Source organism: Streptomyces sp. NPDC058985, assembly GCF_042740985.1.
In the GTDB taxonomy this organism is placed as follows: Bacteria; Actinomycetota; Actinomycetes; order Streptomycetales; family Streptomycetaceae; genus Streptomyces.
This window is the reverse complement of the sequence record NZ_JBHYJX010000006.1, coordinates 78,273-104,436: the sequence shown is the minus strand read 5'-3', so window position 1 is coordinate 104,436 and position 26,164 is coordinate 78,273. Positions and strand designations below refer to the sequence as shown.

Annotated in this window: 29 protein-coding genes and 5 tRNA genes; 7 read left to right on the top strand and 27 right to left on the bottom strand. The window is 71.4% G+C overall.

The features are described 5' to 3' along the window. Positions 1-48: 48 nt before the first annotated feature. Both ACFW01_RS07385 and ACFW01_RS07380 read right to left on the bottom strand, forming a co-directional pair. Positions 49-252: a hypothetical protein gene (locus ACFW01_RS07385; RefSeq protein WP_125491684.1), complete on the bottom strand. Its 204-nt coding sequence runs from the start codon at positions 250-252 to the stop codon at positions 49-51. Positions 253-632: 380 nt separating this feature from the next. Further along, complete coding sequence (locus ACFW01_RS07380; RefSeq protein ID WP_125491686.1) at positions 633-914, bottom strand: acylphosphatase; 282 nt, start codon at positions 912-914, stop codon at positions 633-635. Between the two features lie 167 nt (positions 915-1,081). Between ACFW01_RS07380 and ACFW01_RS07375 the strand changes: the two genes are divergently transcribed. Further along, positions 1,082-2,245, top strand: coding sequence for a CAP domain-containing protein (locus tag ACFW01_RS07375; protein ID WP_234960199.1), 1,164 nt, complete (start codon positions 1,082-1,084; stop codon positions 2,243-2,245). Here ACFW01_RS07375 and ACFW01_RS07370 read toward each other — a convergent pair. After that, complete coding sequence (locus tag ACFW01_RS07370) at positions 2,239-2,457, bottom strand: hypothetical protein (protein WP_234960200.1); 219 nt, start codon at positions 2,455-2,457, stop codon at positions 2,239-2,241. The two genes, ACFW01_RS07375 and ACFW01_RS07370, sit on opposite strands and share 7 nt — an antisense overlap. Positions 2,458-2,564: 107 nt before the next feature. Here ACFW01_RS07370 and ACFW01_RS07365 point away from each other — a divergent pair, with 107 nt between their 5' ends. Continuing rightward, a complete protein-coding gene (locus ACFW01_RS07365; RefSeq protein WP_234960201.1) occupies positions 2,565-2,969 on the top strand; it encodes a helix-turn-helix domain-containing protein in 405 nt (134 codons plus the stop codon). Here ACFW01_RS07365 and mutM read toward each other — a convergent pair. The 9 genes from mutM to ACFW01_RS07320 form a co-directional block, all read right to left on the bottom strand. Next, positions 2,959-3,819 carry a bifunctional DNA-formamidopyrimidine glycosylase/DNA-(apurinic or apyrimidinic site) lyase gene (gene mutM, locus ACFW01_RS07360; RefSeq protein ID WP_234960202.1) on the bottom strand — a complete coding sequence of 287 codons (861 nt, stop codon included), beginning with the start codon at positions 3,817-3,819 and terminating at the stop codon, positions 2,959-2,961. The two genes, ACFW01_RS07365 and mutM, sit on opposite strands and share 11 nt — an antisense overlap. 102 nt (positions 3,820-3,921) lie before the next feature. Further along, on the bottom strand, positions 3,922-4,752 hold the full coding sequence (rnc, locus tag ACFW01_RS07355) for a ribonuclease III (RefSeq protein ID WP_051783480.1): 831 nt from the start codon (positions 4,750-4,752) through the stop codon (positions 3,922-3,924). A 7-nt stretch (positions 4,753-4,759) separates the two neighbouring features. Further along, positions 4,760-4,933 carry a 50S ribosomal protein L32 gene (gene rpmF, locus ACFW01_RS07350; RefSeq protein WP_003951102.1) on the bottom strand — a complete coding sequence of 58 codons (174 nt, stop codon included), beginning with the start codon at positions 4,931-4,933 and terminating at the stop codon, positions 4,760-4,762. Between the two features lie 2 nt (positions 4,934-4,935). Further along, positions 4,936-5,589 carry a YceD family protein gene (locus ACFW01_RS07345; RefSeq protein ID WP_234960203.1) on the bottom strand — a complete coding sequence of 218 codons (654 nt, stop codon included), beginning with the start codon at positions 5,587-5,589 and terminating at the stop codon, positions 4,936-4,938. A 149-nt stretch (positions 5,590-5,738) separates the two neighbouring features. Then, on the bottom strand, positions 5,739-6,860 hold the full coding sequence (locus tag ACFW01_RS07340; protein WP_234960204.1) for an ATP synthase F0 subunit B: 1,122 nt from the start codon (positions 6,858-6,860) through the stop codon (positions 5,739-5,741). A gap of 121 nt (positions 6,861-6,981) precedes the next feature. After that, complete coding sequence (gene coaD, locus ACFW01_RS07335; protein ID WP_125491692.1) at positions 6,982-7,461, bottom strand: pantetheine-phosphate adenylyltransferase; 480 nt, start codon at positions 7,459-7,461, stop codon at positions 6,982-6,984. A 26-nt stretch (positions 7,462-7,487) separates the two neighbouring features. Further along, positions 7,488-8,075 carry a 16S rRNA (guanine(966)-N(2))-methyltransferase RsmD gene (rsmD, locus tag ACFW01_RS07330; protein ID WP_234960205.1) on the bottom strand — a complete coding sequence of 196 codons (588 nt, stop codon included), beginning with the start codon at positions 8,073-8,075 and terminating at the stop codon, positions 7,488-7,490. A gap of 112 nt (positions 8,076-8,187) precedes the next feature. Then, complete coding sequence (locus ACFW01_RS07325) at positions 8,188-11,424, bottom strand: helicase-related protein (protein ID WP_234960206.1); 3,237 nt, start codon at positions 11,422-11,424, stop codon at positions 8,188-8,190. A gap of 41 nt (positions 11,425-11,465) precedes the next feature. Continuing rightward, complete coding sequence (locus tag ACFW01_RS07320; protein WP_384502596.1) at positions 11,466-13,205, bottom strand: DAK2 domain-containing protein; 1,740 nt, start codon at positions 13,203-13,205, stop codon at positions 11,466-11,468. Between the two features lie 263 nt (positions 13,206-13,468). On the opposite strand from ACFW01_RS07320, the gene rpmB reads away from it, so the two are divergent. After that, on the top strand, positions 13,469-13,654 hold the full coding sequence (rpmB, locus tag ACFW01_RS07315; protein WP_003993230.1) for a 50S ribosomal protein L28: 186 nt from the start codon (positions 13,469-13,471) through the stop codon (positions 13,652-13,654). 148 nt (positions 13,655-13,802) lie between these two features. Here the strand turns inward: rpmB and thiD are convergent, their stop codons facing one another. Both thiD and ACFW01_RS07305 read right to left on the bottom strand, forming a co-directional pair. Then, on the bottom strand, positions 13,803-14,600 hold the full coding sequence (thiD, locus tag ACFW01_RS07310; protein WP_234960208.1) for a bifunctional hydroxymethylpyrimidine kinase/phosphomethylpyrimidine kinase: 798 nt from the start codon (positions 14,598-14,600) through the stop codon (positions 13,803-13,805). Beyond that, positions 14,597-15,565 carry a thiamine-phosphate kinase gene (locus ACFW01_RS07305; protein ID WP_064730013.1) on the bottom strand — a complete coding sequence of 323 codons (969 nt, stop codon included), beginning with the start codon at positions 15,563-15,565 and terminating at the stop codon, positions 14,597-14,599. Before ACFW01_RS07305 ends, thiD begins: the two co-directional genes overlap by 4 nt. Before the next feature lie 227 nt (positions 15,566-15,792). Between ACFW01_RS07305 and ACFW01_RS07300 the strand changes: the two genes are divergently transcribed. Beyond that, positions 15,793-16,026 (top strand): Lrp/AsnC ligand binding domain-containing protein, encoded by a 234-nt coding sequence (locus tag ACFW01_RS07300; RefSeq protein WP_122617661.1) that lies wholly within the window; start codon positions 15,793-15,795, stop codon positions 16,024-16,026. 226 nt (positions 16,027-16,252) lie between these two features. Here ACFW01_RS07300 and ACFW01_RS07295 read toward each other — a convergent pair whose 3' ends face one another. From ACFW01_RS07295 to ACFW01_RS07285, 3 genes are all read right to left on the bottom strand, one after another. Further along, the gene (locus ACFW01_RS07295; protein WP_234960209.1) at positions 16,253-17,410 is read right to left on the bottom strand and encodes a D-alanine--D-alanine ligase family protein; all 1,158 of its coding nucleotides are present in this window, start codon (positions 17,408-17,410) and stop codon (positions 16,253-16,255) included. Between the two features lie 92 nt (positions 17,411-17,502). Then, positions 17,503-18,513 carry an NAD(P)H-dependent glycerol-3-phosphate dehydrogenase gene (locus ACFW01_RS07290; protein ID WP_234960210.1) on the bottom strand — a complete coding sequence of 337 codons (1,011 nt, stop codon included), beginning with the start codon at positions 18,511-18,513 and terminating at the stop codon, positions 17,503-17,505. Next, positions 18,510-19,313: a lysophospholipid acyltransferase family protein gene (locus tag ACFW01_RS07285; RefSeq protein WP_234960211.1), complete on the bottom strand. Its 804-nt coding sequence runs from the start codon at positions 19,311-19,313 to the stop codon at positions 18,510-18,512. The genes ACFW01_RS07290 and ACFW01_RS07285 overlap by 4 nt, the downstream gene beginning before the upstream one ends. Before the next feature lie 143 nt (positions 19,314-19,456). Between ACFW01_RS07285 and cofC the strand changes: the two genes are divergently transcribed. After that, complete coding sequence (gene cofC, locus ACFW01_RS07280; RefSeq protein WP_234960212.1) at positions 19,457-20,095, top strand: 2-phospho-L-lactate guanylyltransferase; 639 nt, start codon at positions 19,457-19,459, stop codon at positions 20,093-20,095. Between the two features lie 9 nt (positions 20,096-20,104). Continuing rightward, complete coding sequence (locus tag ACFW01_RS07275) at positions 20,105-20,308, top strand: hypothetical protein (protein WP_122617656.1); 204 nt, start codon at positions 20,105-20,107, stop codon at positions 20,306-20,308. A 96-nt stretch (positions 20,309-20,404) separates the two neighbouring features. Here the strand turns inward: ACFW01_RS07275 and ACFW01_RS07270 are convergent, their stop codons facing one another. The 4 genes from ACFW01_RS07270 to leuC all read right to left on the bottom strand — a co-directional run bounded on the left by ACFW01_RS07270 (position 20,405) and on the right by leuC (position 23,723). Continuing rightward, complete coding sequence (locus ACFW01_RS07270) at positions 20,405-21,052, bottom strand: HU family DNA-binding protein (protein WP_234960213.1); 648 nt, start codon at positions 21,050-21,052, stop codon at positions 20,405-20,407. A gap of 137 nt (positions 21,053-21,189) precedes the next feature. Further along, positions 21,190-21,420, bottom strand: coding sequence for a hypothetical protein (locus ACFW01_RS07265; protein WP_122617654.1), 231 nt, complete (start codon positions 21,418-21,420; stop codon positions 21,190-21,192). Positions 21,421-21,693: 273 nt separating this feature from the next. Continuing rightward, positions 21,694-22,287, bottom strand: a complete 594-nt coding sequence (gene leuD / locus ACFW01_RS07260; protein ID WP_234960214.1) for a 3-isopropylmalate dehydratase small subunit — start codon at positions 22,285-22,287, stop codon at positions 21,694-21,696. Positions 22,288-22,292: 5 nt separating this feature from the next. Continuing rightward, positions 22,293-23,723: a 3-isopropylmalate dehydratase large subunit gene (gene leuC / locus ACFW01_RS07255; protein ID WP_234960215.1), complete on the bottom strand. Its 1,431-nt coding sequence runs from the start codon at positions 23,721-23,723 to the stop codon at positions 22,293-22,295. Between the two features lie 198 nt (positions 23,724-23,921). On the opposite strand from leuC, the gene ndgR reads away from it, so the two are divergent. After that, positions 23,922-24,638 carry an IclR family transcriptional regulator NdgR gene (gene ndgR, locus ACFW01_RS07250; RefSeq protein WP_234960216.1) on the top strand — a complete coding sequence of 239 codons (717 nt, stop codon included), beginning with the start codon at positions 23,922-23,924 and terminating at the stop codon, positions 24,636-24,638. 167 nt (positions 24,639-24,805) lie between these two features. Here the strand turns inward: ndgR and ACFW01_RS07245 are convergent. From ACFW01_RS07245 to ACFW01_RS07220, 6 genes are all read right to left on the bottom strand, one after another. Further along, a tRNA-Glu gene (locus tag ACFW01_RS07245) sits at positions 24,806-24,878 on the bottom strand. A 44-nt stretch (positions 24,879-24,922) separates the two neighbouring features. Further along, a tRNA-Gln gene (locus ACFW01_RS07240) sits at positions 24,923-24,994 on the bottom strand. Between the two features lie 20 nt (positions 24,995-25,014). Continuing rightward, positions 25,015-25,087, bottom strand: a tRNA-Glu gene (locus ACFW01_RS07235). A 29-nt stretch (positions 25,088-25,116) separates the two neighbouring features. Further along, positions 25,117-25,189: transfer RNA gene (locus ACFW01_RS07230), tRNA-Glu, on the bottom strand. A 22-nt stretch (positions 25,190-25,211) separates the two neighbouring features. Next, a tRNA-Gln gene (locus tag ACFW01_RS07225) sits at positions 25,212-25,283 on the bottom strand. 93 nt (positions 25,284-25,376) lie between these two features. Next, positions 25,377-26,111: an HAD family hydrolase gene (locus tag ACFW01_RS07220; RefSeq protein ID WP_234960217.1), complete on the bottom strand. Its 735-nt coding sequence runs from the start codon at positions 26,109-26,111 to the stop codon at positions 25,377-25,379. Positions 26,112-26,164: the final 53 nt, after the last annotated feature.

The following is a 26,164-nucleotide window of genomic DNA, read 5'->3' as shown; positions in this document are numbered from 1 at the left end:
TACGGGCGGGCCCGACCACTGCGTGCCGTGCGTGGAGCGATGCAGTGATCAGGTGAGCGCAGGCTCCGCCTGGTGTGCGTCAACGCTCTCCATGATCCTGTCGTGAGAAGCGGCAGCCGCCAGCATGTCGTTCTCCGCCTGGATTCGTCCGAGCTCGGATTCCAGGTCCTGGACGCGCTGCTGGAGCCGTCGCATCTCAGCGAGGAGTCGAGGGTCGGAGCCGCCGACGTAACCGAGAAGCGCCTTTGCCATGATGGATGGTCCTCCACAATGAGTGACCGACCGAAGCGGTGTGGGTCGTGAGGGATTCGCACCCGCGGTGCTTGGCACTTTGGAGTTTTTACTGCCGTTCAACCATGCCAAACAGCTAAGGTGCGCGGGGCTTTCAGCGTCTCACCAAAAAGTTTGACGGTCAACACGATCACGCCCCGTATCGACGGGCGTCCGGGGGCATGCGGCCGGGAAGCGGCGACGCTGCGACTCCTGCGGACCCCTCGGGGCGTGGCGATCTTTCTGGTTGCGGAGCCTCCCACGACGGGCCGTCCCTTGGCAACCACCTGCCCGTTTTCGCTCCGGCCACCCCTGCGGGGAGGGCCGGAGCGGGCATCGGGGAGATCTCGGACGGCGCGGTGTCAGCGGATGGCGAAGCCGTCGTAGCCGCCGCGAGGTGTGTCCCAGATCTCGGTGACGCCGTCCACGCGTCCGGGCGTGTCGTCGCCGTGCAGCCAGTCGAGGAGCCCTTCGCAGCGCTCCCGCGGGCCCTCGGCGACGACCTGGACGCGCCCGTCGGCCAGATTGAGAGCAAAACCACTCATGCCGCCGAGTTCCAGCGCCCGGGCCCGCGTGAACCAGCGGAAACCGACGCCCTGGACCTGTCCGCGCACCCACGCGACCAGTCGTACATCCTCGCTCATGACTGCAACCTAACCAGTCAATGTCCCGCCGGACACTTCACCCCCTCGCGCCATGCGGTACCGTCCCGGTCCAATGAATCTCATCTGAAACTCACCCGAAGGTGTGAGTTCGGTGTTGATCGTGAGGACGCGTCGCCCGGGACGACGGGGACGAGGAAGGCCAGGACATGGGACGCCACCGACGCTCCGCCGCCGGCCGCGCCGCCACGGGCCGCGCCACGGGGGACCATCAGCCGGACGGTACGGCGGGACGCGACGCGCGGACGCCGGACGCGGGCGACCGCCCGACCATGGGGATCGCGCCCTACCTGAACCCCGAGGCGTACGCCGAGGTCCGCGCCAGGAGCGACGCCTACCTGTACGCGGACGACCCCGACGGCGAGGGCCCGCGGGCCGCCCGCACGGTCGCCTTCCCCAGTGACGGATACGCCCCCGAGGACGGCCCGCAGCCCGCGGGAGGCCACCGCAGACGCCGGAAGAAGGCCGCCACCCCGGTCCGCACCGGGCTGCTCGGTGTCTCCGCCGCGGTCGCCATCGGCACCGTGGCGGTGGCCACGGGCGCGGTGCCGGGCCTCGACAACTACCGGATCGGCGGGGGCAGCGGCGGGGGCGACCGGGTGCAGGCCCGGGACACCCCGACGAACGGCCCGAGCGAGCAGGGCGGCACCTCCGGCAGCGCCGACACCGGCCGCGGCGGCGACGGCTCCACGAGCCGCGGCGCCGACCGGTCCTCGTCGCCGTCGTCGCCGTCCGGCTCCGCGTCGTCCAAGGACACCCCGTCCCCCGCGCCGTCCACGGCCTCCCCCTCGGCCTCGAAGCCGGCGGCCCCGGCCGAGACCCCGTCGAAGACGAAGAAGCCGGAGACGACCCCGAGCGCCGAGCCGAAGCCCACGCCCTCGCGCCCGGCCGCCGAGGAGCCCGCGCCGCCCAGCGCGCCGGCCGCCGTGTCGGAGGAGACCCTCGCCCAGGCCCAGGTGCTCAAGCTGGTCAACGACGAGCGGGCCAAGGCCGGCTGCAGCCCGGTGGCCGCGAACAGCGCCCTGCGCGAACTGGCCGAGGGTTTCAGCAAGGCCATGGCCACGGAGGGCTTCTTCGACCACACCGACCCCGGCGGCGCGACCCCGTGGGACCGGGCGGCGGCGGCGGGCATCAGCAACCTCGGCGGCGAGAACATAGCCCGCGGCCAGACCGACCCACAGGCCGTGATGGACGCCTGGATGGACAGCCCCGGCCACCGCGCCAACATACTGAACTGCGACTTCCAGACCCTCGGCGTCGGAGTCCACTTCGGCTCCGGCGGACCGTGGTGGACGCAGAACTTCGGCTACTGATCGCCGACGTTCCGTTTCGCCCGGAGACGTTGGACCCCCAGGGCGGTCCACACCGGCGCGGAGGCGCCGGCGCAGACCGCGAGTACCAGCGAGCCACCTGAGTCCGGGCGGTTGACCAGCCACAGGACGGCTGTCGCAGCCCACAGCGCAGCGATCACGAATGCCGCCGTCGGACTGCGGTGCGGCCAGGCCAGGAGTCTGCGCCGGTCCATGATGCCTCCTCCGTGTCGAAGGGCTTCTACCCCGCTGTGCACGATCCTCGCTGTGCACGACGCAGCGCACTCTGCGGGACAGCGCTGTGCTCACGTACGCTTGGTGCATGTCGACCACGCAGGAGCGCACGGCTGAGCAGGAGCCGGCGTACGACGTGTTCGCCCGGGGCTGTCCCTCGCGCGGCACGCTGGAGCACGTCACCGGGCGCTGGGGGGCGCTGACGCTCGGCGCGCTGTACGAGGGTTCCTTCCGGTTCAACGAGCTGCGCCGCCGTGTCGACGGCGTGAGCGAGAAGATGCTGGCCCAGACCCTGCACGCGCTGGAGCGCGACGGTCTGGTGCACCGCGAGGCGCAGCACACCAACCCGCCCCGCGTGGACTACGACCTCACGGCCTCGGGCCGCGAGGTGGCGCAGCGGCTGATCGCGCTCATCCAGTGCCTGGAGGGACGGATGGACGAGGTGCTGGCGTCGCGCCAGCGCTACGACACGCAGCGGATGCCTACGGCGTGACCCGGGGCGGGCGCTGGCACTTCGGGCAGAAGTAGCTGGAGCGGTTCATCCAGGGACGGCGGCGCATGGGTGTGGCGCAGCGGCGGCAGGGCAGGCCCTCGCGGCCGTACGCGTCGAGCGAGCGGTCGAAGTAGCCGGACTCGCCGTTGACGTTGACGTACAGGCTGTCGAAGCTGGTGCCGCCCACGGCGAGGGCCGCGTTCATCACGTCCCGGACGTGACCGAGGAGTTCCGTGGTGCGGGGGCGGGTGAAGGTGGCCGTGGGGCGTTCGTAGTGCAGGCGGGAGCGCCACAGCGCCTCGTCGGCGTAGATGTTGCCGACGCCGCTGATCAGGGACTGGTCGAGCAGGGCCCGCTTGACCGTGGTGCGCTTGCGGCGCAGGGCGAGGTGGAAGGCCTCGTCGTCGAAGAGGGGGTCCAGCGGGTCGCGGGCGATGTGCGCGATGACGTCGGGCAGGCCGTCGGGGGACGTGTCGTGCAGCGACAGGCCGCCGAAGGTGCGCTGGTCGACGAAGCGGAGTTCGGTGGAGAGGTCGTCGGCGAAGCGGACGCGGATGCGCAGGTGCTTCTCGGCCGGTGCCTCGTGCGGCTGGACCAGCAGCTGGCCGCTCATGCCGAGGTGGGCCAGGACCGCCTGGCCGGTGTCCGCCAGCGGCAGCCACAGGTACTTGCCGCGCCGGGCGGCGGTGCCGAAGCGGTGCCCCTTCAGCCGGTCGGCGAAGTCGTCGGGCCCGGCGATGTGCCGGCGTACGGCGCGCGGGTGCAGTACCTCGGCGTCGGCGACGGTGCGGTGGGCGACCCAGCGCTCCAGGCCGCGCCGGACGACCTCCACCTCGGGCAACTCGGGCATGGCATCCCCTCGGGCGGGCCGGCGGGCCGGGCCGGTGGTCGGACGACGAGCCGAACGCCCGCCCCGGAGGCGGGGCGGGCGTTCGGGCCGTGCGGTGGTTGGTCAGGCGGAGGCGGACGCCTCGTCGGGGTCCACGTCGACGGCGTTCGCCGTCGCCTTGGCACGCTCGTCCGCCGCGGCCCGGATGGACCGCCACGCGGATTCCGCGGCCTGCTGCTCCGCCTCCTTCTTGCTGCGGCCGGTGCCGGTGCCGTACGAGACGCCTCCGACGCGGGCGGCAGCAGTGAAGGTCTTCTCGTGGTCCGGGCCGGTCTCCGTGACCAGGTACTCGGGGACACCGAGTCCTTCGGTCGCGGTGAGTTCCTGGAGGCTGGTCTTCCAGTCCAGGCCGGCACCGAGGTTGGAGGACTTCTCGATCAGCGGGTCGAACAGGCGGTGCACCAGTTCGGAGGCCGCGTCGAGGCCCTGGTCGAGATAGACCGCGCCGATCACCGCTTCGAGGGTGTCGGCGAGGATGGACGCCTTGTCCCGGCCGCCCGTGCCCTCTTCACCGCGGCCGAGCCGGATGAAGGAGCCCAGTTCGAGCCCGCGGCCCACCTCCGCCAGCGCACGCGAGTTGACCACCGCGGCCCGCAACTTGGCCAGCTGGCCTTCGGGCAGGTCGGGGTGGGTGCGGTACAGCGTGTCCGTGACGACGAGGCCGAGGACGGAGTCACCGAGGAACTCCAGCCGCTCGTTCGTCGGCAGACCGCCGTTCTCGTACGCGTAGGAACGGTGGGTCAGTGCACGCACCAGAAGGGCGGACTCGAGCTGGTAGCCGAGCCGCCCTTCCAGAAGCGTGTGGGACGAGGCCTGGGTGTCCGCCTTCTTCTTGGCGGGTGGGTCCGCCTTGGCGTCTTCCGCCTTCTTGGGGACTGACACAGTGCCTCTCACCAGCCGCTCAGACCTCGAGGACCTGGCGCTTGTTGTAAGTGCCGCAAGACGGGCACGCGATGTGCTGCTGCTTGGGCTCGTGGCAGCGCTCGCACGCAACCAGGGTGGGGACCGCAGCCTTCCACTGCGACCGGCGGTGGCGCGTGTTGCTGCGCGACATCTTCCGCTTCGGAACAGCCACGGCTACTTCTCCTGCTTCTCGGCGGCGTCCGCGGAATCTGGCCCGTCGCCGCTCATCTCGTCCTTCTCGCCGTCTCCGAGTGAACCGGCGAGTCCCTGCAAAGCCGCCCAACGAATGTCGACGGCGTCGTGGTGGTGGTCCGGGTCGTCCGCCAGGCGTGCTCCGCACTCGGAGCACAGACCCGGGCAGTCCTCCCGGCACACCGGCTGCATCGGCAGTGCGAGCACCACCGCGTCGCGCAGCACGGGTTCGAGGCCGATCAGACCGTCCTCGACGAAGAGCCTGTCCTCGTCGTCCTCGGCGTCGTCGCCCGGTTCCGCCGCAGGGCGGCCCCGGTCGTCGGCGTCAGGGTACGAGAACAACTCCTGGAAGTCCGCTGCGAGCTGCTGCTCAAGCGGCTCCAGACACCTTACGCACTCCCCCTCGGCCGTGGCACGGGCGGTGCCTGTGACGAGCACCCCTTCCATGACCGACTCGAGTCGGAGATCGAGTTCCACCGGAGCGCCTTCCGGCACTCCGATGACTCCCTGGACACCGAAGTCCTTGGGAGCGTCGACCGTGCGGGTCAGGCGCTGGAGCGCACCGGGCCGCCGTCCCAGCTCGTGTGTGTCGAACACGAGAGGGTCGCGGTGGTCGAGGCGCGCGTTCAGAACCATTCCTGCTTTCGGTCTTCGTAGCTCGGGGATGCCGCCCTCCGGTGTTTCCAGGGCAGCAGCGATCGCGGACGTACGCGCGACCGAAGAGCCAGGATACTGGACCATTCGCTCACGGCCCAATCCGGACCTGTGGGGCCCGTGGGACGGCCCTAGACTCCGCGGCCCTGCTCGTAGGCCCGCAGCTGTTCGGCGCTGATCATGCTGGTGTCGAAGAGGCTGGTCTCGTCGAGCGCCTGCGGCTGGACCTGCGGGGGCTGCTGGGGCTGCTGCGGTTGCTGGGGCTGGGCGTAGCCGTGCTGAGGGTCGTAGGCCTGCTGCTGGGCGTCGTAGCCCTGGTAGGCGTACGGGTCGCCGGGCTGCTGCTGGTAGCCGTACGCGTCCTGACCGGCGCCGTAGGCCTGCTGGTAGGCGGCGTACGGATCGGGCTGCTGCTGCGCGTAGCCGTAGGCCGGCTCCTGCGTGGGCATGTCCGGCACGGCCTGGTCCGGGACCTGGGCCGCAGCAGGCCGCGGCTCGCCGTACCCGGGCTGCCGGGGCTGCTCGGCGGGGGCGTCCGAGAGGGCCGCGAGGCCGGCCAGGTAGTCGGCGTCGCTGGAGTGCTGGACGGTGGTGGAGTCGTCGGCGAGGGCACCGAGGTCGTCGGTGGCGATCCGGCCGTGCAGCTTCTGGCGGCCCCGGCCGACCGCGTCCAGGGTCTTGGCCAGCACCGCCTCGAAGGCGCCGAGCTTGGTGTCGACGTAGGCGTCGGCGTCGCGGCGCAGGGTCTCCGGGTCGTGGCTGCGCTCGGGGGCGTCCTCGTCCTCGTAGCCGTTCTCGTCGAGGCCGGGTCCGGTGCCGAGCAACTTCTCGCGGCCGCGGCCCACCGAGCCGAGGGTCTTGGTGAGGACGACCTCGAAGTTGGCGAGCTTGGAGTCGACGTAGTCGTCGGCCTCCGCGCGGACCTCCTCGGCCTCCTGGCGGGCCTCGGTGAGGATCCGGTCGGCCTCGGCCTGGGAGCGGCGGGCGACCTCGGTGTCGGCGATCAGGGAGCCCCGCTCGGCGTGCGCGGTCTCGATGATCCGGTCGGCCTCCTGGCGGGCCTGCGCGACCATCTGCTCCCGGCCGCCGAGCAGTTCCTGGGCCTGGGCGAGCGAGCCGGGCAGCTCGGCGCGCAGCTCCTCCAGCGTGGCGAGCAGTTCCGCGCGGTTGACCACGCACGAGGCCGACATGGGCATGGCGCGGGCCCCGGAGACCATCGCGGTGATCTCGTCGAGCTTCTTCTGGACGTCCACCGTGTGCTCGCCACTCTCTACAGCTGTGTTGGAGACGGACGGGACGACTGTACGACCCTGGGGTGTCCGGGGGACACCGGGTGACGGATTGTCAGTCTCCGGAGGCGGTACGGCCGGCGGTTCAGTGCTTCTTCAGGCGCTCGGAAAGGACGTCGAGGACCAGTGGCGGCACCAGGTGGGACACGTCGCCGCCCCAGGTCGCGACCTCCTTGACCAGGGAGGACGACAGGAAGCTGTAGGTGGGGTTGGTGGGGATGAAGAGGGTCTCCACGCCCGAGAGGCCGTTGTTCATCTGGGCCATCTGCAGTTCGTAGTCGAAGTCGCTGACCGCGCGCAGGCCCTTGACGATGGCCGGGATGTCGCGCTGCTTGCAGAAGTCGACGAGGAGGCCGTGGAAGGACTCCACGCGCACGTTGCCGTACTCGGCGGTGACCTGGCGGATGAGGTCGATGCGCTCCTCGATCTCGAACAGGCCCTTCTTCGCCTGGTTGATCATCACGGCGACGTAGACCTCGTCGTAGAGGCTGGAGGCCCGGCCGATGATGTCGAGGTGCCCGTTGGTGATCGGGTCGAACGACCCGGGACAGACGGCACGGCGCACTTGAATTCCCTCGCTCTCCGGTCCGGTCATCGTGCGTCTTCGCACGTAGAGGCGGCGCGACCGTACCAAAACGTTCCCTCGCCGTAGCGGCGGGCACGGATCGCCTCGAAGCCGTCCGGCCAGCCGAATTCCCCGCCTCTGGTGCTGCGCTCCACGGTGACGAGCGCTTCCCCGGCGAGCCAGCCTTCCGAACGGAGTGTGAGCAGGATCTCCCGAAGATCGTCGTCGGAGACGGCGTACGGCGGGTCCAGGAAGACGATGTCGTACGGCTCCCCGGGGGCGGGGGTGCGGATGGTCTGCTCCGCCTTGCCCGCCCGGACCTCGGCGCCGGGCAGGCCGAGCGTCTTGACGTTCTCCCGGACGGTGCGGGCGGCGCGGGCGTCGGCCTCGACGAGCAGGACGTGTCCCGCGCCCCGGGACAGCGCCTCCAGGCCGACGGCGCCGGAACCGGCGTACAGGTCGAGGACGCGCTCGCCGTCCAGCGGGCCGCCGAGCAGGGACTGCCACGTGGAGAAGAGTCCCTCGCGCGCGCGGTCGGAGGTGGGGCGGGTGCCGGTTCCCCGCGGGACGGCCAGGCGGCGTCCGCCGGCTTTGCCGGCGATCACTCGGGTCATCTGAGGTCCTCTGTCGTAGACGGCTTCCCCTTCAGTGTGGCTGGTCGCGCCCACGCGGCGGAGCCGCGCATCGGCACGGCCCCGCGTCCCTGGGTGGGTGGTGCCGTGGTGCTCAGCCCTTTTCCAGGTACTGCTCCCTCTGCTCGTCCAAGAGTGCCTCCAAGGCCGTCTTCAGTCCGGGCAGGCCGGTCAGCTCCGGGTCGGTGGCCACCAGGGCCGCGGCCTCCTGCCGTGCCTCCGCGATGATCTCCTCGTCCTCGATGACGGCGAGGACCCGCAGGGAGGTGCGGGCACCGGACTGGGCCTGGCCGAGGACGTCTCCCTCGCGGCGCTGTTCGAGGTCGATGTGGGAGAGCTCGAAGCCGTCGAGGGTGCCCGCGACCGCGTTCAGCCGCTGGCGGGCCGCGCTCGCCTCGGGCATCTCGGTGACCAGCAGGCACAGACCGGCGGCGGAGCCGCGGCCGACCCGGCCGCGCAGCTGGTGCAGCTGGGAGACGCCGAAGCGGTCCGCGTCCATGATCACCATGGCGGTGGCGTTGGGGACGTTGACGCCGACCTCGATGACGGTCGTGGCGACCAGGACGTCGGTCTCCCCGGCGGCGAAGCGGCGCATGACCGCGTCCTTGTCGTCGGGCTGCATACGGCCGTGCAGGATCTCGACCCTGAGGCCCTGCAGGGCGCCCTTCGCCAGCTGCTCGGCGATGTCGAGGACGGCGAGCGGGGGCCGCTTCTCGGCGTCGCCCTCCGGCGGCTTCCGAGGGGCGCCCTTCTTGCCGGGGTCGTCCTCCTCGTCGCCGATGCGCGGGCAGACGACGTACGCCTGGTGGCCGTTGGACACCTCCTCCCGGACCCTTTCCCAGGCCCGGGAGAGGAAGTGGGGCTTGTCGGCGGCCGGGACGACGTGGCTGGCGATCGGGGACCGGCCGGCCGGGAGCTGGTCCAGGACCGAGGTCTCCAGGTCGCCGAAGACGGTCATGGCGACCGTGCGCGGGATCGGGGTGGCGGTCATGACGAGCAGGTGCGGGGGCTGTTTTCCCTTGCCGCGCAGGGCGTCGCGCTGCTCGACGCCGAAGCGGTGCTGTTCGTCGACGACGACCAGGCCGAGGTCGTGGAAGCGCACCTTGTCCTCGATCAGCGCGTGCGTGCCGATGACGATGCCGGCCTCGCCGGTGGCCAGGTCGAGCAGGGCGTGCCGCCGGGCGGCGGCGCCCATGGACCCGGTGAGCAGCACCACCTTGGTGGCATGCTCGGCACCGCCCAGCATGCCCCCCTCGGCCAGCTCCCCCATCATCTCGACGACCGACCGGTGATGCTGCTGCGCGAGCACCTCGGTGGGCGCGAGCATCACGGCCTGCCCGCCCGCGTCGACGACGGCGAGCATGGCGCGCAGGGCCACCATGGTGTTGTGGGTGACCGTGAAATGGTCGGTCACGTACGCGTGACTCGGGTGGGCCACGCTGATGCACTGGACGGGCTTGCGCCCCACGTACTCGACTGCGCGGATCCCCCGCCGGAAGGTGTTGTACTTCGGCCGGGTACGCACACGCTCCGCCTTGCGGGTCAGCCTGAACGGGACGTACTCCTCGGGCAACGCCACCGACACGTTGAAGGCGTCCTTCTTCGGCAGTACTCGCGCGCGACCGCCCAGAGAACGCACGAGCCAGGCGACATCGTCCGCCAGTCGCCGGGAAGCGGAGCAGAGCGACATGCTCATGCCGTCCGCGTGGATGGTGCCGTCCGTGTCCAGGAGCCCTTGCAGCAGAGCGAGGCGGTTCTTGACCGACGTGTTCTTGAACATGTCGGGAACGAACTTCCCGTGCGACGTCTCGCCCCACAGACCCAAGTCCCGCAGGGCCTGGATCACAGGATTCCGGACGCCTCCCGCACGCTGGGCGAGCTGGATCGTGTAGTCGCAGCGGGATCCCTTCACCGGCGTCAGCAGGCATCCGGGCGCCACGGAAAGCGCAACGGCGTCCCGGATTTCGTCGTCGATGGTGGACAGGCGCAGGTTGTGCCGGAAGGAGCCGTCTCCCAGGAGGAGGCCGAAGAGGTACGGGTCCAGGGGCAGCGAATGGTCGCCGCCGAGGTCCACCGGGGTCGCGGCAGGGAGGTACCACTTCGAGGATCCGTCGGCCTTGTAGGTGTCCAGACGAATCTCCCGGGTCGTCATGACCTTGGGTGCCTGACCGCGGTGCCAGCCGCAACTCGTGCCGACGATCCACAGGTGCTCGTCGTCACACTCGACGGAGCTTCCGTCCGACAGCACGAGGCGCCAGACATCGCGCTCTCCCTGGGGGAAGACGCCGTCGATCAAAGCGATCTCCCCGTCCGGTACCACCACCTCGTCACCGGTCCGCAGGTCCCCCATCCGGCGAAATCCCGACGGTGTCAGGACCAGGGAGTCCAGAGGCTGAGCCTTCCCCGACCCCACCTCCCCCTGGAGCAGTCGGTGCATCGGGTGGTCGGTGGCGAGGTCGTCGAAGATCTCGCGGGAGACCTTCTGCTGGCCGTCGGTGAGCGTGAAGGGGAGGCGGTCGTCGAAGGCGGTGAGCAGGCCGTCCGGGACGGGTTTGCGGGGAACGGCGGGGAGTTGGTTCTCGGCGTGCCGACGGCGGGCCAGGGCGACCTGGAGGACGAAGGCCTCGTCCCACTTCAGGCGGGCGCGGGCGTCCTCGATGTCGGCCTTGGTGTGCGGGCGGTGGATCTTGAGGAGGGCCTCGGGCAGGGAGACCAGGCCCCGGCCCTCGCGCAGGGAGCCGGGGAGGGGGTCGACGGCCTCCTGGGCGCTCGGCAGCACCGTCTGGATCGCCTTGCCGATCTTCCAGGACTCCAGTTTGGCGGTGGCCGGGTAGAGGGGGATGAGGGCGCCGGCCCAGGACTCGACGCTCTCGCCCGCTTCGTCGTCACCGTCGGCGCGCAGCAACTCGTACGCCGGATGGGCCAGTTGCAGGCGGCGGTTGAAGACGGAGACCTTGCCCGCGAACATCGCGCGGGTGCCCGGCAGGAGTTCCTTGTGGGGCTTGTGGACGCCGTTGCCGAAGAAGACCAGTTGGAGGCGGCCGCTGCCGTCCGTGATGGTCACCTCCAGGCGCTGTCCCTTGCCGCGCGGGGCCCTGGACGAGGCGAAGGTGTGCAGCCGGGCGTCGGCGACCTGGGCCACCACCGTGACGTGCTCGTCCATGGGCAGGTCGGCGAGGTGGGTGAGCTGGCCGCGCTCCTCGTATCTGCGGGGGTAGTGGTGGAGGAGGTCGCCGACGGTGTGCAGGCCGAGGTGCTCGGCCATCACCTTCGCGGTGGCGGGGCCGAGGACCTTCTTCAGGGGTTCTCGCAGTGCGGGCACGAGATCCATTGCACACCACGCCACTGACAACGGTCGCGGGGAGCGCCGTACTACTCCACGCCGACCAGCAGCAGCGCCCCCTGCCGGCCGCCCCGGTGGACCACGGTGTCGACCGCGAGGTACGCCTCGCGGACCCGGGCCTCCAGGTGTTCGGCGACGGTCCCGGGCGCCTCGTCGCCGAGGACGAGGGTGACCAGCTCGCCGCCGGCCGAGAGCATCCGGTCCAGGACGGTCGCCGCGACCTCCGTGACGTCCGCGCCGATGACCGCCACGTCGCCGTCGATGAGGCCGAGCACGTCACCGGCCTGGCAGATGCCCGCCGTGGTCCAGGACCGGTGTTCGGCGACGGTGACCTCGGCGTAGCGGGTGGCTCCGGCCGCCGAGGTCATCGCCACCACGTCCTCGTCGAAGCGCCGCTCGGGCTCGTGCACGGCGAGCGCGGCGATGCCCTGGACCGCGGAGCGGGTGGGGATGAGGGCGACCCTGACGCCTTCGGCACGGGCCTGCTCGGCCGCCGCGGCGGCGGTGTGGCGCAGCTCGGCGTCGTTGGGCAGCAGGACGACCTCGTGCGCGTGCGCCCGCCGTACGGCCTGGACCAGCTCCCCGCTGGCGGGCGGCTCCCCGGGGCGGGCGAGCAGGGTGGTCGCGCCGGCCTCGGCGTACAGCCCGGCCAGCCCCTCCCCCGGTACGACGGCCACCACGGCGCGGCGGCTCCGCTCCCGGGGCGGGCGGCCGGTCCCGCCGGTGTGCGCGTCGCCGTGCTCGAAGTGGGTGATGCGGATCCGGTGGGGCCGCCCGGCCTCGACGCCCGCCTCGACGGCGGCGCCCGCGTCGTCGACGTGCACGTGGACGTTCCACAGTCCGTCGCCGCCGACCACGACGAGCGAGTCCCCGAGCGCGTCGAGCCGCTGCCGCAGCCGCGTGACGGCCGCGTCCTCGGCATCCAGGAGGTAGATCACCTCGAAGGCGGGGCCGGCGCCGGGGTCGGCCTCCGCGGCCGCGCACCCGCCCGCGAGGGCCGCGTCGCCCGGCGCCGGGGGCGCCCCCGGCGCGACGCCCTCGTGCGGCTCCACGCGCGCGTGGAGGACGGTGGCCGCTCCCGGGCCGGGCGCCCGCCCGGTGAACGTCTCCACCAGGGCCCCGAGGACCGTCACGAGCCCGTGTCCGCCGGCGTCGACCACTCCGGCGCGCTCCAGGACCGGCAGCTGGGCCGGGGTGGCGGCGAGCGCCGCGCGGGCGCCCTCGTAGGCCGCGCGGGCCACCACCGCGCAGTCGCCCTCCGCGTCGTCGGCGGCGGAGGCCGCGTCGGCGGCGGCTGCGGCGACGGTCAGGACGGTGCCCTCGACCGGGTGGGCCACGGCCTGGCGGGCGGACTCGGCCGCGTTCCGCAGGGCCAGCCGCAGACCGGGGCCCCCGGTGTGCGCGGACTCACTCCGCGCGGTGAGCACCTGGGCCATGCCGCGCAGCAGCTGCGCGAGGATCGTCCCGGAGTTGCCCCGCGCGCCGATCAGCGCTCCGTGCGCCATGGCGCCGACGGCCTCCGCCAGCGTGGGGCCGTCGGCGGCCCCCGGCGCCCCGTCGTCCAGCTCGTGCGCCGCGAACACGGCCTCCACGGCGGCGACGGCCGATTCGACGGTCAGATAGAGGTTCGTGCCGGTGTCCCCGTCCGCGACGGGATAGACGTTGATCGCGTCGATCTCCTCGCGCGCCCGTCCCAGCGCGCGCAGCGACAGACCGCACCAGGTACGCACCGCCAGAGCGTCGAAGAACCTCTGCGGCACCTGCGCCACCTGTGCCTCCCTGAGCTGCCGGCCGTGGCTGGCAGCGTAGACCTTGGGCGGGTGCCCGGCCGAAGAGGGCCGGGGCGGACCCCTGAGCTGCCGTGGTAGTTTCGTTGTACGGGAGCAGCCGTTGTATGCTGCTCCGGTTGCCCGATCCCGATCGGGCCATCCCCCTGGCACCGCCACTCAGATCCCGGACCGTCGAGTCCGGGAACTTGATCCCGGCATGCCGGGATCAACCGTAAGTGCATCTGAAGTCTTTGGAGTGACCCGTGGCTGCCAACTGCGACGTCTGCGGCAAGGGGCCGGGCTTCGGCAACAACATCTCGCACTCGCACCGCCGTACGTCCCGTCGCTGGAACCCGAACATCCAGCGCGTGCGTACCGTGGTCGGCGGGACGCCGAAGCGCGTGAACGCTTGCACCTCGTGCATCAAGGCCGGCAAGGTCTCGCGCTGACGCGTCATCCCCCACTCTCGACTTCGCTCGAGCGGGGGGACCCCCATCCGCGCGCGGCCACTGCCTGGTCCGCTGTAGGGAGCCGGTCCACCTCGGGTGGACCGGCTTTTTGCCGTACCGGCAAGTCGGACAGGACACTCTCAGACGCTCAGACAGCCCCCCGCCCGAGCGCCCACCCGTGATCCACCGGCCCGATCCCGTCGCCGAGCGCGAACCCGGCCCCGATCGCCCCGGTGACGTACTCCTTCGCCTCGGTCACCGCCTCCGGCACCGGCCGCCCCTTCGCCAGGCCGCACGCGATGGCCGACGCGAGAGTGCAGCCCGTGCCGTGCGTGTGCCGGTTGTCGAGGCGCGGGGCGCGCAGCCAGTGCTCCTCGGAGCCGTCGGTGAGCAGGTCCACGGCCTCGCCGCGCAGATGGCCGCCCTTGATCAGCGCCCAGCGCGGCCCGTACTCCAGCAGGGCGGCGGCCGCCCTGCGCAGGTCGCTCTCCGACTCGACGCGTACGCCGGTCAGTTGCGCGACCTCGTCGAGGTTCGGGGTGGCGACGGTGGCCACCGGCAGCAGCTTGGTGCGGACCGATTCCAGGGCGGAGGCGGCGAGCAGCGCGTCCCCGTGCTTGGAGACGCCGACCGGGTCGACGACGGCGGGGGCGTCCGTGGAGCCGAGCAATTCGGCGACCGTCTCGACCAGTTCCGCGGAGGCGAGCATCCCGGTCTTGACCGCCTGGACGCCGATGTCGTCGACGACGCTGCGGTACTGGGCCCGTACCGCCTCCACGGGCAGCTCCCAGGCGCCCTGCACGCCGAGGGAGTTCTGCGCGGTGACCGCGGTGAGCACGCTCATGCCGTGCGTGCCGAGGGCGAGCATGGTCTTCAGGTCGGCCTGGACGCCGGCGCCGCCGCCGGAGTCGGAGCCGGCCACGGTGAGCACCAGGGGCGGCCTCATGCCTCGACCTCCCCGCCGAAGTGGTCCCAGCCGCCCTTGCTGGTCCAGGGCGCACCGTCCACGGTCACCTGGGGCAGCGCGGAGGGGTTGAGGACCTCGCCGATGACCTTCCAGCGGGCGGGCAGCTTCACGTCCGGCGGGAAGGTCGCCACGATCGCGTGGTCCTCTCCCCCGGTGAGCACCCACTGCATGGGGTCGACGCCGACGGCCTGCCCGATGTCGTTCATCTGGGACGGGATGTCGATCTGGCCGGAGCGGACGTCGATCCTGACCTTGCTGGCCTCGGCGATGTGCCCCAGGTCGGCGATGAGCCCGTCGCTCACGTCGCACATGGCGGTGGCGCCGAGCCCGGCCGCGGCCGGACCCGCGTGGTACGGGGGCTCGGGGCGCCGGTGGGCCTCGACGAAGGCGCGCGGCGAGCGGAAGCCGCGGGACAGCACGGCGAAGCCGGCGGCGGACCAGCCCAGCCAGCCGGTCACCGCGACGAGGTCGCCGGGCTGGGCGCCGCCCCGGGTGACGGGCTCCTGGTTGCGCAGGTCGCCCAGCGCGGTGATGGAGACGGTGATGGTGTCGCCGCGCACCACGTCGCCGCCGACCACGGAGGCGCCGGCCACCTGGCACTCGTCGCGCAGTCCGTCCATCAGCTCGGTCGGCCAGGTCACCGGCAGTTCGGCGGGGACGACCAGGCCGAGCAGCAGCGCGGTCGGCACCGCGCCCATGGCGGCGATGTCCGCCAGGTTCTGTGCCGCCGCCTTGCGGCCCACGTCGTACGCGGTGGACCAGTCCCGGCGGAAGTGCCGCCCCTCCACGAGAATGTCGGTGCTGGCCACCACCCGGCGGTCGGGCGCGGCCACCACCGCGGCGTCGTCGCCGGGGCCCACACGGACCGCCGGGGTGGTGGTGAGACGGGAGGTGAGCTCCCTGATGAGCCCGAACTCCCCCAGCTCACCAACAGTGCCCTTCATCGCCTTGGCTCCCCTTCTGTCCCTGTCCGTGCCCGGTCGCGCGTCATCTCTGTCCTCGTTACGGTCGAAATGACCGTCACCACGGTCGGCGTGATCGTCAACTCGTGTCGTTCCGGCACCCCGGCGCGCGGGGCCCGCGGCCCACGGGTCTCCCCGCGGAGAGCGGCTACGCGATACCGTGGCGTTCCTTTTCCCCACATGATCCTCGTGGCCGCTCTGGAGGTTCCGTGGTACAGGCGTACATCCTGATCCAGACGGAGGTCGGCAAGGCGTCGACCGTCGCCGAGACGATCAGCAAGATCCCCGGGGTGATCACGGCCGAGGACGTGACAGGACCCTACGACGTCATCGTGCGCGCCCAGTCCGACACCGTGGACGAACTCGGTCGCATGGTGGTCGCCAAGGTCCAGCAGGTGGACGGCATCACACGCACGCTGACCTGCCCCGTGGTTCATCTCTGACCCCCTTCCGCCCGCTCGCTCTCGTACTGTTGATCGCCGCCGTCGGCTGCTCCTCAGCAGACGACAGCGGGTCGGCGGCGGTTCCCGGCCCGGGCCCCGGTCACGAAGCTGTGGCGGAACCCGGACACCACACCGCCGCCCGCGGGCCGGGGAAACCCGCTGATCATACTGCGAGAAGGCGACCCCCGAGGGGGTCGCCTTCTCGGCGTGCGCGGGGCGGCAGACGTCAGCGCAGCCCCGTCGGGCGCCGCAGCGCCGCCTGGACCAGCCGGTCCACTAGCTCCGGGTAGGCGACCCCGCTCGCCTGCCACATCTGCGGGTACATGGAGATCGGGGTGAATCCGGGCATGGTGTTGATCTCGTTGATCACGAACTCGCCGTCCTCGGTGAGGAAGAAGTCCGCGCGCACCAGCCCCTCGCAGGAGGCCGCGTCGAACGCCGCGACGGCCAGGCGCCGGACCTCGGCGGTCTCCTCGGGCGTCAGCGGGGCGGGCACGATGCCGGGGGTGGAGTCGATGTACTTGGCCTCGAAGTCGTAGTACGCGTGCTCCGAGGGCGGCGGGATCTCCGCGGGGACGGAGGCCCGGGGGCCGTCCTCGAACTCCAGCACCCCGCACTCGATCTCCCGGCCGCGCAGGGTCGCCTCGACCAGGATCTTCGGGTCGTGGCGCCGGGCCTCCTCGATCGCCTCGTCGAGTCCGGCGAGGCCGTCGACCTTGGTGATGCCGATCGAGGAACCCGCGCGCGCGGGCTTCACGAACAGCGGCCAGCCGTGCTCGCCGGCGAAGTCGACGATCTTCTTGCGGGCGCCGGAACGGTCCTGCTCCCACTCGCGGGGCCGGATCACCGCGTACGGGCCGACCTTCAGCCCGTAGGAGGCGAACACCGCCTTCATGTACTCCTTGTCCTGGCCGACGGCCGAGGCGAGCACGCCCGCACCGACGTACGGCACACCGGACAGCTCCAGGAGCCCCTGGAGGGTGCCGTCCTCGCCGTACGGGCCGTGCAGCACGGGGAAGACGACGTCGACCTCGCCCAGCGCCTTGGGCACCGCGCCGGGTTCGCTGTAGACGACTTCGCGGTTGGCGGGGTCGACGGGCAGCACCACGGCGCCCTCGGCCGACTCGGCCAGTTCCTCGACGTCGGGCGTACGGCGCTCGGTGATCGCCATGCGTTCCGGTTCGTCGGCGGTGAGGGCCCAGCGGCCGTCCCGGGTGATGCCGATCGGCAGGACGTCGTACTTGGTCCGGTCGATGGCCGCGAGGACGGCGCCGGCGGTGACCACGGAGATCCCGTGTTCGGAGCTGCGCCCGCCGAACACGACGGCCACACGCGGCTTGCGAGGCGGCTGCTCGGGGCTCTGGGGGAGGTTCTCGGTGCTCATATCGCGTTGAGAGTACCCGCCCGTAGGGCCACGAGACAGCGTCGGCGGGGCCGCGTGGCGCGGGTGGCGCCCGGGGTGCCGTCCGGTGTCGCTCAGCGTCGTTCGGGCTTCGCGCTGCGCGACATCAGCTCCTTGACCGCGACCACCGGGGGCTTGCCCTCGTGCACGATGGCGACCACGGTCTCGGTGATCGGCATGTCGACGCCGTGCCTGCGCGCCAGATCCAGCACCGACTCGCAGGACTTGACGCCCTCGGCGGTCTGCTTGGTGACCGCGATGGTCTCCTGGAGGGTCATGCCCTTGCCCAGGTTGGTGCCGAAGGTGTGGTTGCGGGACAGCGGGGACGAGCAGGTCGCCACCAGGTCGCCGAGCCCGGCCAGTCCGGAGAAGGTCAGCGGGTCGGCGCCGAGGGCGACCCCGAGGCGGGTGGTCTCGGCGAGGCCGCGGGTGATCAGGGAGCCCTTGGCGTTGTCGCCCAGGCCCATGCCGTCCGCGATGCCGACGGCCAGCCCGATCACGTTCTTCACGGCGCCGCCCAGTTCGCAGCCGACGACGTCCGTGTTGGTGTACGGGCGGAAGTACGGGGTGTGGCAGGCGGTCTGGAGGCGCTGGGCGACGGATTCGTCGGGGCAGGCGACCACCGCGGCGGCCGGCATCCGGGCGGCGATCTCGCGGGCCAGGTTCGGCCCGGTGACCACGGCGATGCGCTCGGCGCCGACCTTGGCGACGTCCTCGATGACCTCGCTCATCCGCATCGCGGAGCCGAGTTCGACGCCCTTCATCAGCGACACCAGGACCGTGCCGGGAGCCAGCAGTGGCGTCCAGTCGGCGAGGCCCGCGCGCAGCGTCTGGGAGGGGACGGCGAGGACCGTGAAGTCGGCGTCGCGCGCGGCCTCGGCGGCGTCGGTGGTGGCCCGCAGACCGGCGGGGAGTTCCACGCCGGGCAGGTAGTCCGGGTTGGTCCGGGTGGAGTTGACGGCGTCCGCGAGTTCGGCGCGGCGCCCCCACAGGGTGACGTCGCACCCCGCGTCGGCGAGGACCGTGCCGAAGGCGGTGCCCCAGGATCCGGTGCCGAAGACGGCCGCCTTGACCGGCTTGCTCACGTGCTCTGCCCTTCTGCCTGCGTTCCCCGCGGCCGTGCCGGCGCCGGCTGCGACTGCGACGGTGTCTGCGACTGCGTACGGCGCCGCTGCTCGATCCGCTCGCGGCGCGGGTCGTAGGGGGTCCGGGGGGCCTGCTCGCCCCGGATCTCCTCCAGGTGGCCGGTGACGGCGGCCATGATGACCTCGGTGGCCTCCTTCAGCAGCTCCGCGGTCATCTCCCGGTCGTAGAACCGCGAGAGGTCGACCGGCGGCCCCGCCAGCACGCGGTGGGTCTTGCGCGGGAGGAGGTGCGGTTTCTTGGTGTAGGGCGGCAGCAGTTCGTTGCAGCCCCACTGGGCGACCGGGATCACCGGGCACTTGGTCTGCAGGGCGACGCGCGCGGCGCCGGTCTTGGCGGTCATCGGCCAGCCGTCCGGGTCGCGGGTGAGGGTGCCCTCGGGGTAGAAGGCGACGCACTCGCCGCGCTCCACGGCCTCGATCGCGGCCCGGAAGGCGCTGAGGGCGTCCGTGCTCTCGCGGTAGACGGGGATCTGTCCGGTGCCCCGCATCGCGGCACCGACGAAGCCCTTCTTGAAAAGGCCGCTCTTCGCCAGGAATCGGGGGACGCGCCCGGTGTTGTACTGGTAGTGCGCGTACGCGAAGGGGTCCACGTGCGAATTGTGGTTCACGGCGGTGATAAATCCGCCGTCGGCCGGAATGTTCTCCATTCCCCGCCAGTCCCGCTTGATCAGAACCATGAGCGGCGGTTTGCAGATCACCGCGGCCAGGCGGTACCAGAAGCCGATTCTGCGGCGGGGCACGCTGACACCTTTCCTCCAGGGCCTGGGGCCGGACAAGTGTCGCCCCGGGCCGCCCGTCTGTCGAGAACACCGTACGCCCCGGCGAGTGAACCGCCAGGTCTCCCAGGTGACAATGACGGCGACGAGAGAAGGACGGAACGCTCGTGCAGTGGACCTTGGTCGTACCCGTGAAGCCCCTCGCCCGGGCCAAGAGCAGGCTGTCGGACACCGCGGACGACGGGGTCCGGCCGGATCTCGCGCTGGCGTTCGCCCAGGACGCCGTGGCAGCCGCGCTGGCCTGCCCGGCGGTCGCGGATGTGGCAGTCGTCACGGACGACGCACGGGCTGGGCGGGAGCTGGCGGCGCTCGGTGCGGCCCTCGTCACGGAAGAGCCCCGCGGCGGTCTGAACGCGGCGCTGGCGCACGGCGCCGCGGCGGTACGCGCGGCACGTCCCGGAACTCCGGTGGCCGCACTCAACGCCGATCTCCCCGCGCTGCGGCCGGCGGAATTGGCGCGGGTCCTGGCGGCGGCCGGGCAATTCCCGCGCGCTTTTCTCCCGGACGCGGCCGGAATCGGCACGACCTTGCTGACCGCGGCACCGGGCGTCGAATTGTCCCCGGCATTCGGTCCGGATTCCCGGGTCCGCCACCGTGCGTCCGGCGCGGTGGAACTGTCCCTCGGCGCGGTGGATTCCGTACGGCAGGACGTCGACACCGGCGGTGATCTGCGCTCCGCCCTGGCACTGGGGGTGGGGCCCCGGACGGCGGCGGTGGCTGCGCGGTTGCTGATCGCCGGGCAGTAGGCTGCCGCCATGCAGGCGACCGCGTACACGTACGACCCTGAAAGCCGCAGCGGGCAGGTGCTGCTCGACGACGGCACCCCGGTGCCCTTCGACGCGGCGGCGTTCGACGCGGGGGGCCTGCGGCTGCTGCGGCCGGGGCAGCGGGTGCGGATCGAGACGGAGGGGGCGGGCGAGGACCGCCGGATCACGCTGGTGACGCTCCAGACGCTCTGACACACCTCGGAAAACGCCGCGGGCCGGACTCCGAGAGGGAGTCCGGCCCGGCGCGTGAGAGCCCTGTTCGCCTGCCGCCGCCGCTGCCGCCGGCTGCTACTTCTTGCGGGCGGTGGCCTTCTTGGCGGTGGTCTTGCGGGCGGTCGACTTCTTGGCCGGGGCCTTCTTGGCGGTCGCCTTCTTGGCGGGAGCCTTCTTCGCCGCGGTCTTCTTCGCCGCCGCCGTGGTCTTGGCGGCGGACTTCTTGGCGGTGGTCTTCTTCGCCGTCGTCTTCTTCGCCGCTCCGGTGGCCTTCTTGGCCGCGGTCTTCTTCGCCGCGGTGGCCTTCTTGGCCGCGCCCGTGGCCTTCTTCGCCGCGGTCTTCTTGGCGGCGGCCTTCTTGCCCGCGGCCTTGGAGATCGTGGCCGACGGACCGGACAGGCTGCCCTTGGGGGCCTTCTTGACCGCGATGTCGTTCTTCGGGAGCTTCTTCGAGCCGCTCACCAGGTCCTTGAAGCCCTGACCCGCGCGGAAGCGCGGCACCGAGGTCTTCTTGACCCGAACCCGCTCGCCCGTCTGGGGGTTGCGGGCGTAACGGGCGGGACGGTCGACCTTCTCGAAGGAACCGAAGCCGGTGACCGAGACCCGGTCGCCCGAGACCACGGCACGGACGAGGGCGTCCAGGACCGCGTCGACGGCGTCGGCGGCCTGCTGCCTGCCGCCCACCTTGTCGGCAATCGCTTCTACGAGCTGCGCCTTGTTCACGTCTTCCCCTTCGGAGACATCGCCAGAACGAATGTGTTCAAGCTTTTTCGCACGTTAGGCAGATATATACCGCAAATCAAACACGAAACGGGCTAATCACCCTTGTGCCGCAACGGACTCGGGCCGCCCCGGCCTGTTCAGCCGTCCTCTTCGGGGAATCGACCCTCGTCGAGGTCGGCGGTGAACCGATCCAGGCGCCTTGCCGCACCGGCGAGATCGTGTTTGGCCGCGGCCGTAATGACCAGCAGCTTCCGGGTCAGCGCCATCCGTACGCCCTCCGGGACTTGCAGTGCGCGCACTCTTGTGTGCGCTTCCTTGAGCCGGACCGCCACCGCCGCATAGAGCTCGAGTTGGCCGTCGTGGTCCATGCACAGATTGTGCCATCTGGGGCGAGTTGTCGCCTGCGCAGGGGGCAACTGCCGCCCCGAACGGCCTTCCGGGCACTCCCGGAACCCGCGCCTCCAGGACGTCTGTACCCCGGCAACCATGCCTCTAACGTGGGAAGTTGTGTGCCTCACCGCTGACGGGCGCCCACCACCCGACCCGAAAACGGCCGTACCCCCGATCGGGGTGATCGGGGGTACGGCGGGGGTGTTGGGTGGCCGAAACTCGACCTTGCCGGAGCCTCTGCGGGTCCGAGGTCAGACCTGGACGGTCTGCGGCTTGTGCGAAGGGCGCTTCGCCTCGTACGTGGCGATGTCCGCCTCGTTCTGGAGGGTGATCGAGATGTCGTCCAGCCCGTTCAGCAGCCGCCAGCGGGAGTTCTCGTCCAGCTCGAAGGAGGCCGTGACGCCCTCCGCCCGGACCTCGCGGGCCTCCAGGTCGACGGTGATCTCCGCCTGCGGGTCCTGCTCCGTGAGCGCCCACAGCGCGTCCACGGTCTCCTGGTCGAGGACCACGGTGAGCAGGCCGTTCTTCAGCGAGTTGCCCCGGAAGATGTCGGCGAAGCGGGAGGAGATCACGGCCTTGAAGCCGTAATTCTGCAGCGCCCAGACGGCGTGCTCACGGGAGGAGCCGGTGCCGAAGTCGGGGCCGGCCACCAGGACCGTGGCGCCCTGGCGCTCGGGCTGGTTGAGGACGAAGGACCCGTCCTTGCGCCAGGCCTCGAACAGCCCGTCCTCGAACCCGTCCCGGGTCACCTTCTTGAGCCAGTGGGCGGGGATGATCTGGTCGGTGTCGACGTTGCTGCGGCGCAGCGGGACGGCCCGGCCGGTGTGCGTGGTGAATGCTTCCATGACTCTCAGACTCCAGCGGGCGTGGGAACGTCGGCGGCGGACAGGTCGGCCGGGGAGGCCAGGTGGCCCAGGACCGCCGTCGCGGCCGCGACCTGCGGCGACACCAGGTGGGTACGGCCGCCCTTGCCCTGCCGCCCCTCGAAGTTGCGGTTGGACGTGGACGCGGAGCGCTCGCCCGGGGCCAGCTGGTCCGGGTTCATGCCCAGGCACATCGAGCAGCCCGCGTGCCGCCATTCGGCGCCGGCCTCCTTGAAGACCACGTCCAGGCCCTCGGAGACGGCCTGGAGGCCCACCCGCGCCGAGCCCGGGACGACCAGCATCCGTACGCCGTCGGCGACTTTGCGGTCCTTGACGATCTCGGCGGCCGCGCGCAGGTCCTCGATGCGGCCGTTGGTGCAGGAACCTACGAAGACGGTGTCCACGTTGATGGAGCGCAGCGGCTGACCGGCCTCCAACCCCATGTACTCCAGGGCCTTTTCGGCGGCGAAGCGCTCCGAAGCGTCTTCGTACGAAGCCGGGTCGGGGACGGCGGCGGAAAGCGGCGCGCCCTGCCCCGGGTTGGTGCCCCAGGTGACGAACGGCGACAGCTCCGCGGCCTCGATGACGACCTCGGCGTCGAACTCGGCGTCGTCGTCGGTGCGCAGCGTCTTCCAGTACTCGACCGCCGCGTCCCAGTCCGCGCCCTCGGGGGCGTGCGGGCGGCCCTGGAGGTAGTCGAAGGTGGTGGCGTCGGGGGCGATCATGCCCGCGCGGGCGCCGGCCTCGATCGACATGTTGCAGATGGTCATGCGGGCCTCCATCGAGAGCTTCTCGATGGCCTCGCCCCGGTACTCCAGGACGTAGCCCTGGCCGCCGCCGGTGCCGATCTTCGCGATGATCGCGAGGATCAGGTCCTTGGCGGTGACGCCGTCGGGCAGTTCGCCGTTGACCGTGATGGCCATGGTCTTCGGACGGGCCAGCGGCAGCGTCTGGGTGGCCAGCACGTGCTCGACCTGGGAGGTGCCGATGCCGAAGGCCAGCGCGCCGAAGGCGCCGTGCGTCGAGGTGTGCGAGTCGCCGCAGACCACGGTGGTGCCGGGCTGGGTCAGGCCCAGCTGCGGGCCGACCACGTGTACGACGCCCTGCTCGACGTCGCCCAGCGGGTGCAGGCGGACGCCGAACTCCGCGCAGTTCTTGCGGAGCGTCTCCAGCTGGGCCCGGGAGACCGGGTCCGCGATGGGCTTGTCGATGTCGAGTGTCGGGGTGTTGTGGTCCTCGGTGGCGATGGTCAGGTCGAGCCGCCGCACCGGGCGGCCGCTCTTGCGGAGGCCGTCGAAGGCCTGCGGGCTGGTCACCTCGTGCAGCAGGTGCAGATCGATGAAGAGGAGGTCGGGCTCGCCCTCGGCGCGCCGGACGACGTGGTCGTCCCAGACCTTCTCCGCGAGTGTCCTACCCATCGCTTTCCCTCCGGCCGGCGACGAAGCGTCGGCCCAACTAGAGATCTTTGGGGAAGCGGCGCCCGCACCCCTGTGTTTCCGGGCAACCGCCACCAGGCCCTTACGTCACGGGCCGTTGTGACTTCGTGCCATCCAGGGTGGCGCGTTCCATGGAAAATTGAACTTGCGTTTCACAGAGTGAGACGGGAGTATCGTTTCATGGACAACAGTAGCGGCGTCGGCGTTCTGGACAAGGCGGCCGTCGTCCTGAGCGCTCTGGAGTCCGGCCCGGCCACCCTCGCGGGATTGGTCGCTGCGACCGGACTGGCACGACCCACGGCCCACCGCCTGGCCGTGGCACTGGAACACCACCGCATGGTGGCGCGCGACATGCAGGGCCGTTTCATTCTCGGCCCGCGCCTGGCCGAGCTGGCCGCGGCGGCCGGTGAGGACCGGCTGCTGGCCACCGCGGGCCCGGTGCTCACCCATCTCCGCGACGTCACGGGCGAGAGCGCTCAGCTCTACCGCCGCCAGGGCGACATGCGCATCTGCGTGGCCGCGGCCGAGCGTCTGTCGGGCCTGAGGGACACGGTCCCGGTCGGCTCCACGCTCACCATGAAGGCCGGCTCCTCGGCGCAGATCCTGATGGCCTGGGAGGAGCCCGAGCGCCTGCACCGCGGCCTCCAGGGCGCCCGCTTCACGGCGACGGCGCTGTCCGGCGTGCGGCGGCGCGGCTGGGCCCAGTCCATCGGCGAGCGGGAGCCGGGCGTGGCGTCCGTGTCGGCGCCGGTGCGCGGTCCCTCCAACCGCGTGGTGGCAGCCGTGTCCGTCTCCGGCCCCATCGAGCGCCTGACGCGCCACCCGGGCCGGATGCACGCCCAGGCGATCATCGACGCCGCCGGCCGCCTCTCGGAGGCGCTGCGCCGCACGGGCTGACCGGCATCTTCCCCTGCGTGGCCAGGGAAGGGCCCGCCTCAACGCCGCGGCGGGCCTTCCCCTGCTCAGGACCACGTCCGCGCCCCGGACGCCGAACCGGCGTGGACGTACGGGGACTTGGGAACGCGAAAAGGCCCCCCGCCGAAGCGGAGGGCCTTGTGATCTTGTACCCCCGACCGGATTCGAACCGGCGCTACCGCCTTGAGAGGGCGGCGTGCTAGGCCGCTACACAACGGGGGCGTGGATCTTGCGGGCGTTTCATTCTCCATCGCCGCAGATCCGAGCTGGTCTACCAGGACTCGAACCTAGACTAACTGAACCAGAATCAGTCGTGCTGCCAATTACACCATAGACCAATGTGGTTTAGACCAGTTCGTACCCCCGACCGGATTCGAACCGGCGCTACCGCCTTGAGAGGGCGGCGTGCTAGGCCGCTACACAACGGGGGCCCTAGCGATCATCTCCTGAGAGATCACCGTACCCCCGACCGGATTCGAACCGGCGCTACCGCCTTGAGAGGGCGGCGTGCTAGGCCGCTACACAACGGGGGCATTGCAGATATAGCTCTGCGAGCTGGCCTACCTGGACTCGAACCAAGACTAAGTGAACCAGAATCACTCGTGCTGCCAATTACACCATAGGCCACTGGAACGCAAGCCCCTGGTGGGGTTTGGCTCTAGCGTCGCGCTTCCGGTTCCCGGCCCTTTCGGCCCGCTCCTCGGCGGCGCAGGAAGAACATTACCCGAAGGTGGACGGGGCTCCAAAACGGGTATCGGCGCCGAGCAGCGCGGGGAGTTCGGAGAGGGAGGCGATACGGCGCGGCCCCTCCGGCGGGTCCACCGTCGCGTAGACGCCGCCCCGGTCGATCCACACGGAGAGCAGCCCGGCGTCGGCCGCGCCCCGTCCGTCGATCTCCGGGTGGTCGCCGACGTAGGCGACCTCGGACGGGCGGAGAGCCAGGGCGTCGCAGGCCGCGAGGAAGGCGGCGGGCTCGGGCTTGGAGACGCCCAGCTCGGCGGCGCACAGGATGGTCTCGAAGCGGTCGTGCACACCGAGGACGCGCAGCTTGCGGTCCTGGACGGTGAGGCTGGAGTTGGAGAGCACCGCGTGCCGGTGGCTGCCGGCGAGGGCGTCGAGGACGGGCAGCACGTCCGGGAAGAGGGACCAGGCGGCCTCGTAGTGCGTGACGTAGCGCTGGAACCACGCGTCGGCCTCGGCCTCGGTCAGCTCCGGCCGGCCCAGGAACTCGCGGATGCGGTCGCGCCGCTGTGTGACGAAGTCCACCTCACCGGCCGAGAAGCGCGCCCACTGCCGGTCGGTGATCTGCCGCCAGCGCACGAGGGCCTCCTCGGCCGACCCGTACCCGGCGAGGAGCCCTTCGGCCACCAGGTGGGCCCGCATGCCCTCGCGGTCGGCGGTGGTGTAGTCGAAGAGGGTGTCGTCGACGTCCCAGACCACGGCTCGGATGCTCATGATCCGACCGTAACGCCGCGGGACGGGCCGCGTCCGCCCGATCCGGGGAACGG

What these genes read in the sequence shown, in the direction of transcription:
- thiD (WP_234960208.1), bottom strand. Translation starts at nt 14,600, where the DNA reads ATGAGGCCGCCCCTGGTGCTCACCGTGGCCGGCTCCGACTCCGGCGGC.
- rsmD (WP_234960205.1), bottom strand. Translation starts at nt 8,075, where the DNA reads ATGACCCGAGTGATCGCCGGCAAAGCCGGCGGACGCCGCCTGGCCGTC.
- ACFW01_RS07220 (WP_234960217.1), bottom strand. Translation starts at nt 26,111, where the DNA reads ATGAGCATCCGAGCCGTGGTCTGGGACGTCGACGACACCCTCTTCGAC.
- leuD (WP_234960214.1), bottom strand. Translation starts at nt 22,287, where the DNA reads ATGGAAGCATTCACCACGCACACCGGCCGGGCCGTCCCGCTGCGCCGC.
- ACFW01_RS07325 (WP_234960206.1), bottom strand. Translation starts at nt 11,424, where the DNA reads ATGGATCTCGTGCCCGCACTGCGAGAACCCCTGAAGAAGGTCCTCGGC.
- ACFW01_RS07305 (WP_064730013.1), bottom strand. Translation starts at nt 15,565, where the DNA reads ATGAAGGGCACTGTTGGTGAGCTGGGGGAGTTCGGGCTCATCAGGGAG.
- ACFW01_RS07295 (WP_234960209.1), bottom strand. Translation starts at nt 17,410, where the DNA reads ATGAGCACCGAGAACCTCCCCCAGAGCCCCGAGCAGCCGCCTCGCAAG.
- ndgR (WP_234960216.1), top strand. Translation starts at nt 23,922, where the DNA reads ATGGACAACAGTAGCGGCGTCGGCGTTCTGGACAAGGCGGCCGTCGTC.
- ACFW01_RS07265 (WP_122617654.1), bottom strand. Translation starts at nt 21,420, where the DNA reads ATGGACCACGACGGCCAACTCGAGCTCTATGCGGCGGTGGCGGTCCGG.
- ACFW01_RS07275 (WP_122617656.1), top strand. Translation starts at nt 20,105, where the DNA reads ATGCAGGCGACCGCGTACACGTACGACCCTGAAAGCCGCAGCGGGCAG.
- ACFW01_RS07345 (WP_234960203.1), bottom strand. Translation starts at nt 5,589, where the DNA reads ATGGTTCTGAACGCGCGCCTCGACCACCGCGACCCTCTCGTGTTCGAC.
- ACFW01_RS07375 (WP_234960199.1), top strand. Translation starts at nt 1,082, where the DNA reads ATGGGACGCCACCGACGCTCCGCCGCCGGCCGCGCCGCCACGGGCCGC.
- ACFW01_RS07365 (WP_234960201.1), top strand. Translation starts at nt 2,565, where the DNA reads ATGTCGACCACGCAGGAGCGCACGGCTGAGCAGGAGCCGGCGTACGAC.
- ACFW01_RS07380 (WP_125491686.1), bottom strand. Translation starts at nt 914, where the DNA reads ATGAGCGAGGATGTACGACTGGTCGCGTGGGTGCGCGGACAGGTCCAG.
- mutM (WP_234960202.1), bottom strand. Translation starts at nt 3,819, where the DNA reads ATGCCCGAGTTGCCCGAGGTGGAGGTCGTCCGGCGCGGCCTGGAGCGC.
- leuC (WP_234960215.1), bottom strand. Translation starts at nt 23,723, where the DNA reads ATGGGTAGGACACTCGCGGAGAAGGTCTGGGACGACCACGTCGTCCGG.
- ACFW01_RS07370 (WP_234960200.1), bottom strand. Translation starts at nt 2,457, where the DNA reads ATGGACCGGCGCAGACTCCTGGCCTGGCCGCACCGCAGTCCGACGGCG.
- ACFW01_RS07385 (WP_125491684.1), bottom strand. Translation starts at nt 252, where the DNA reads ATGGCAAAGGCGCTTCTCGGTTACGTCGGCGGCTCCGACCCTCGACTC.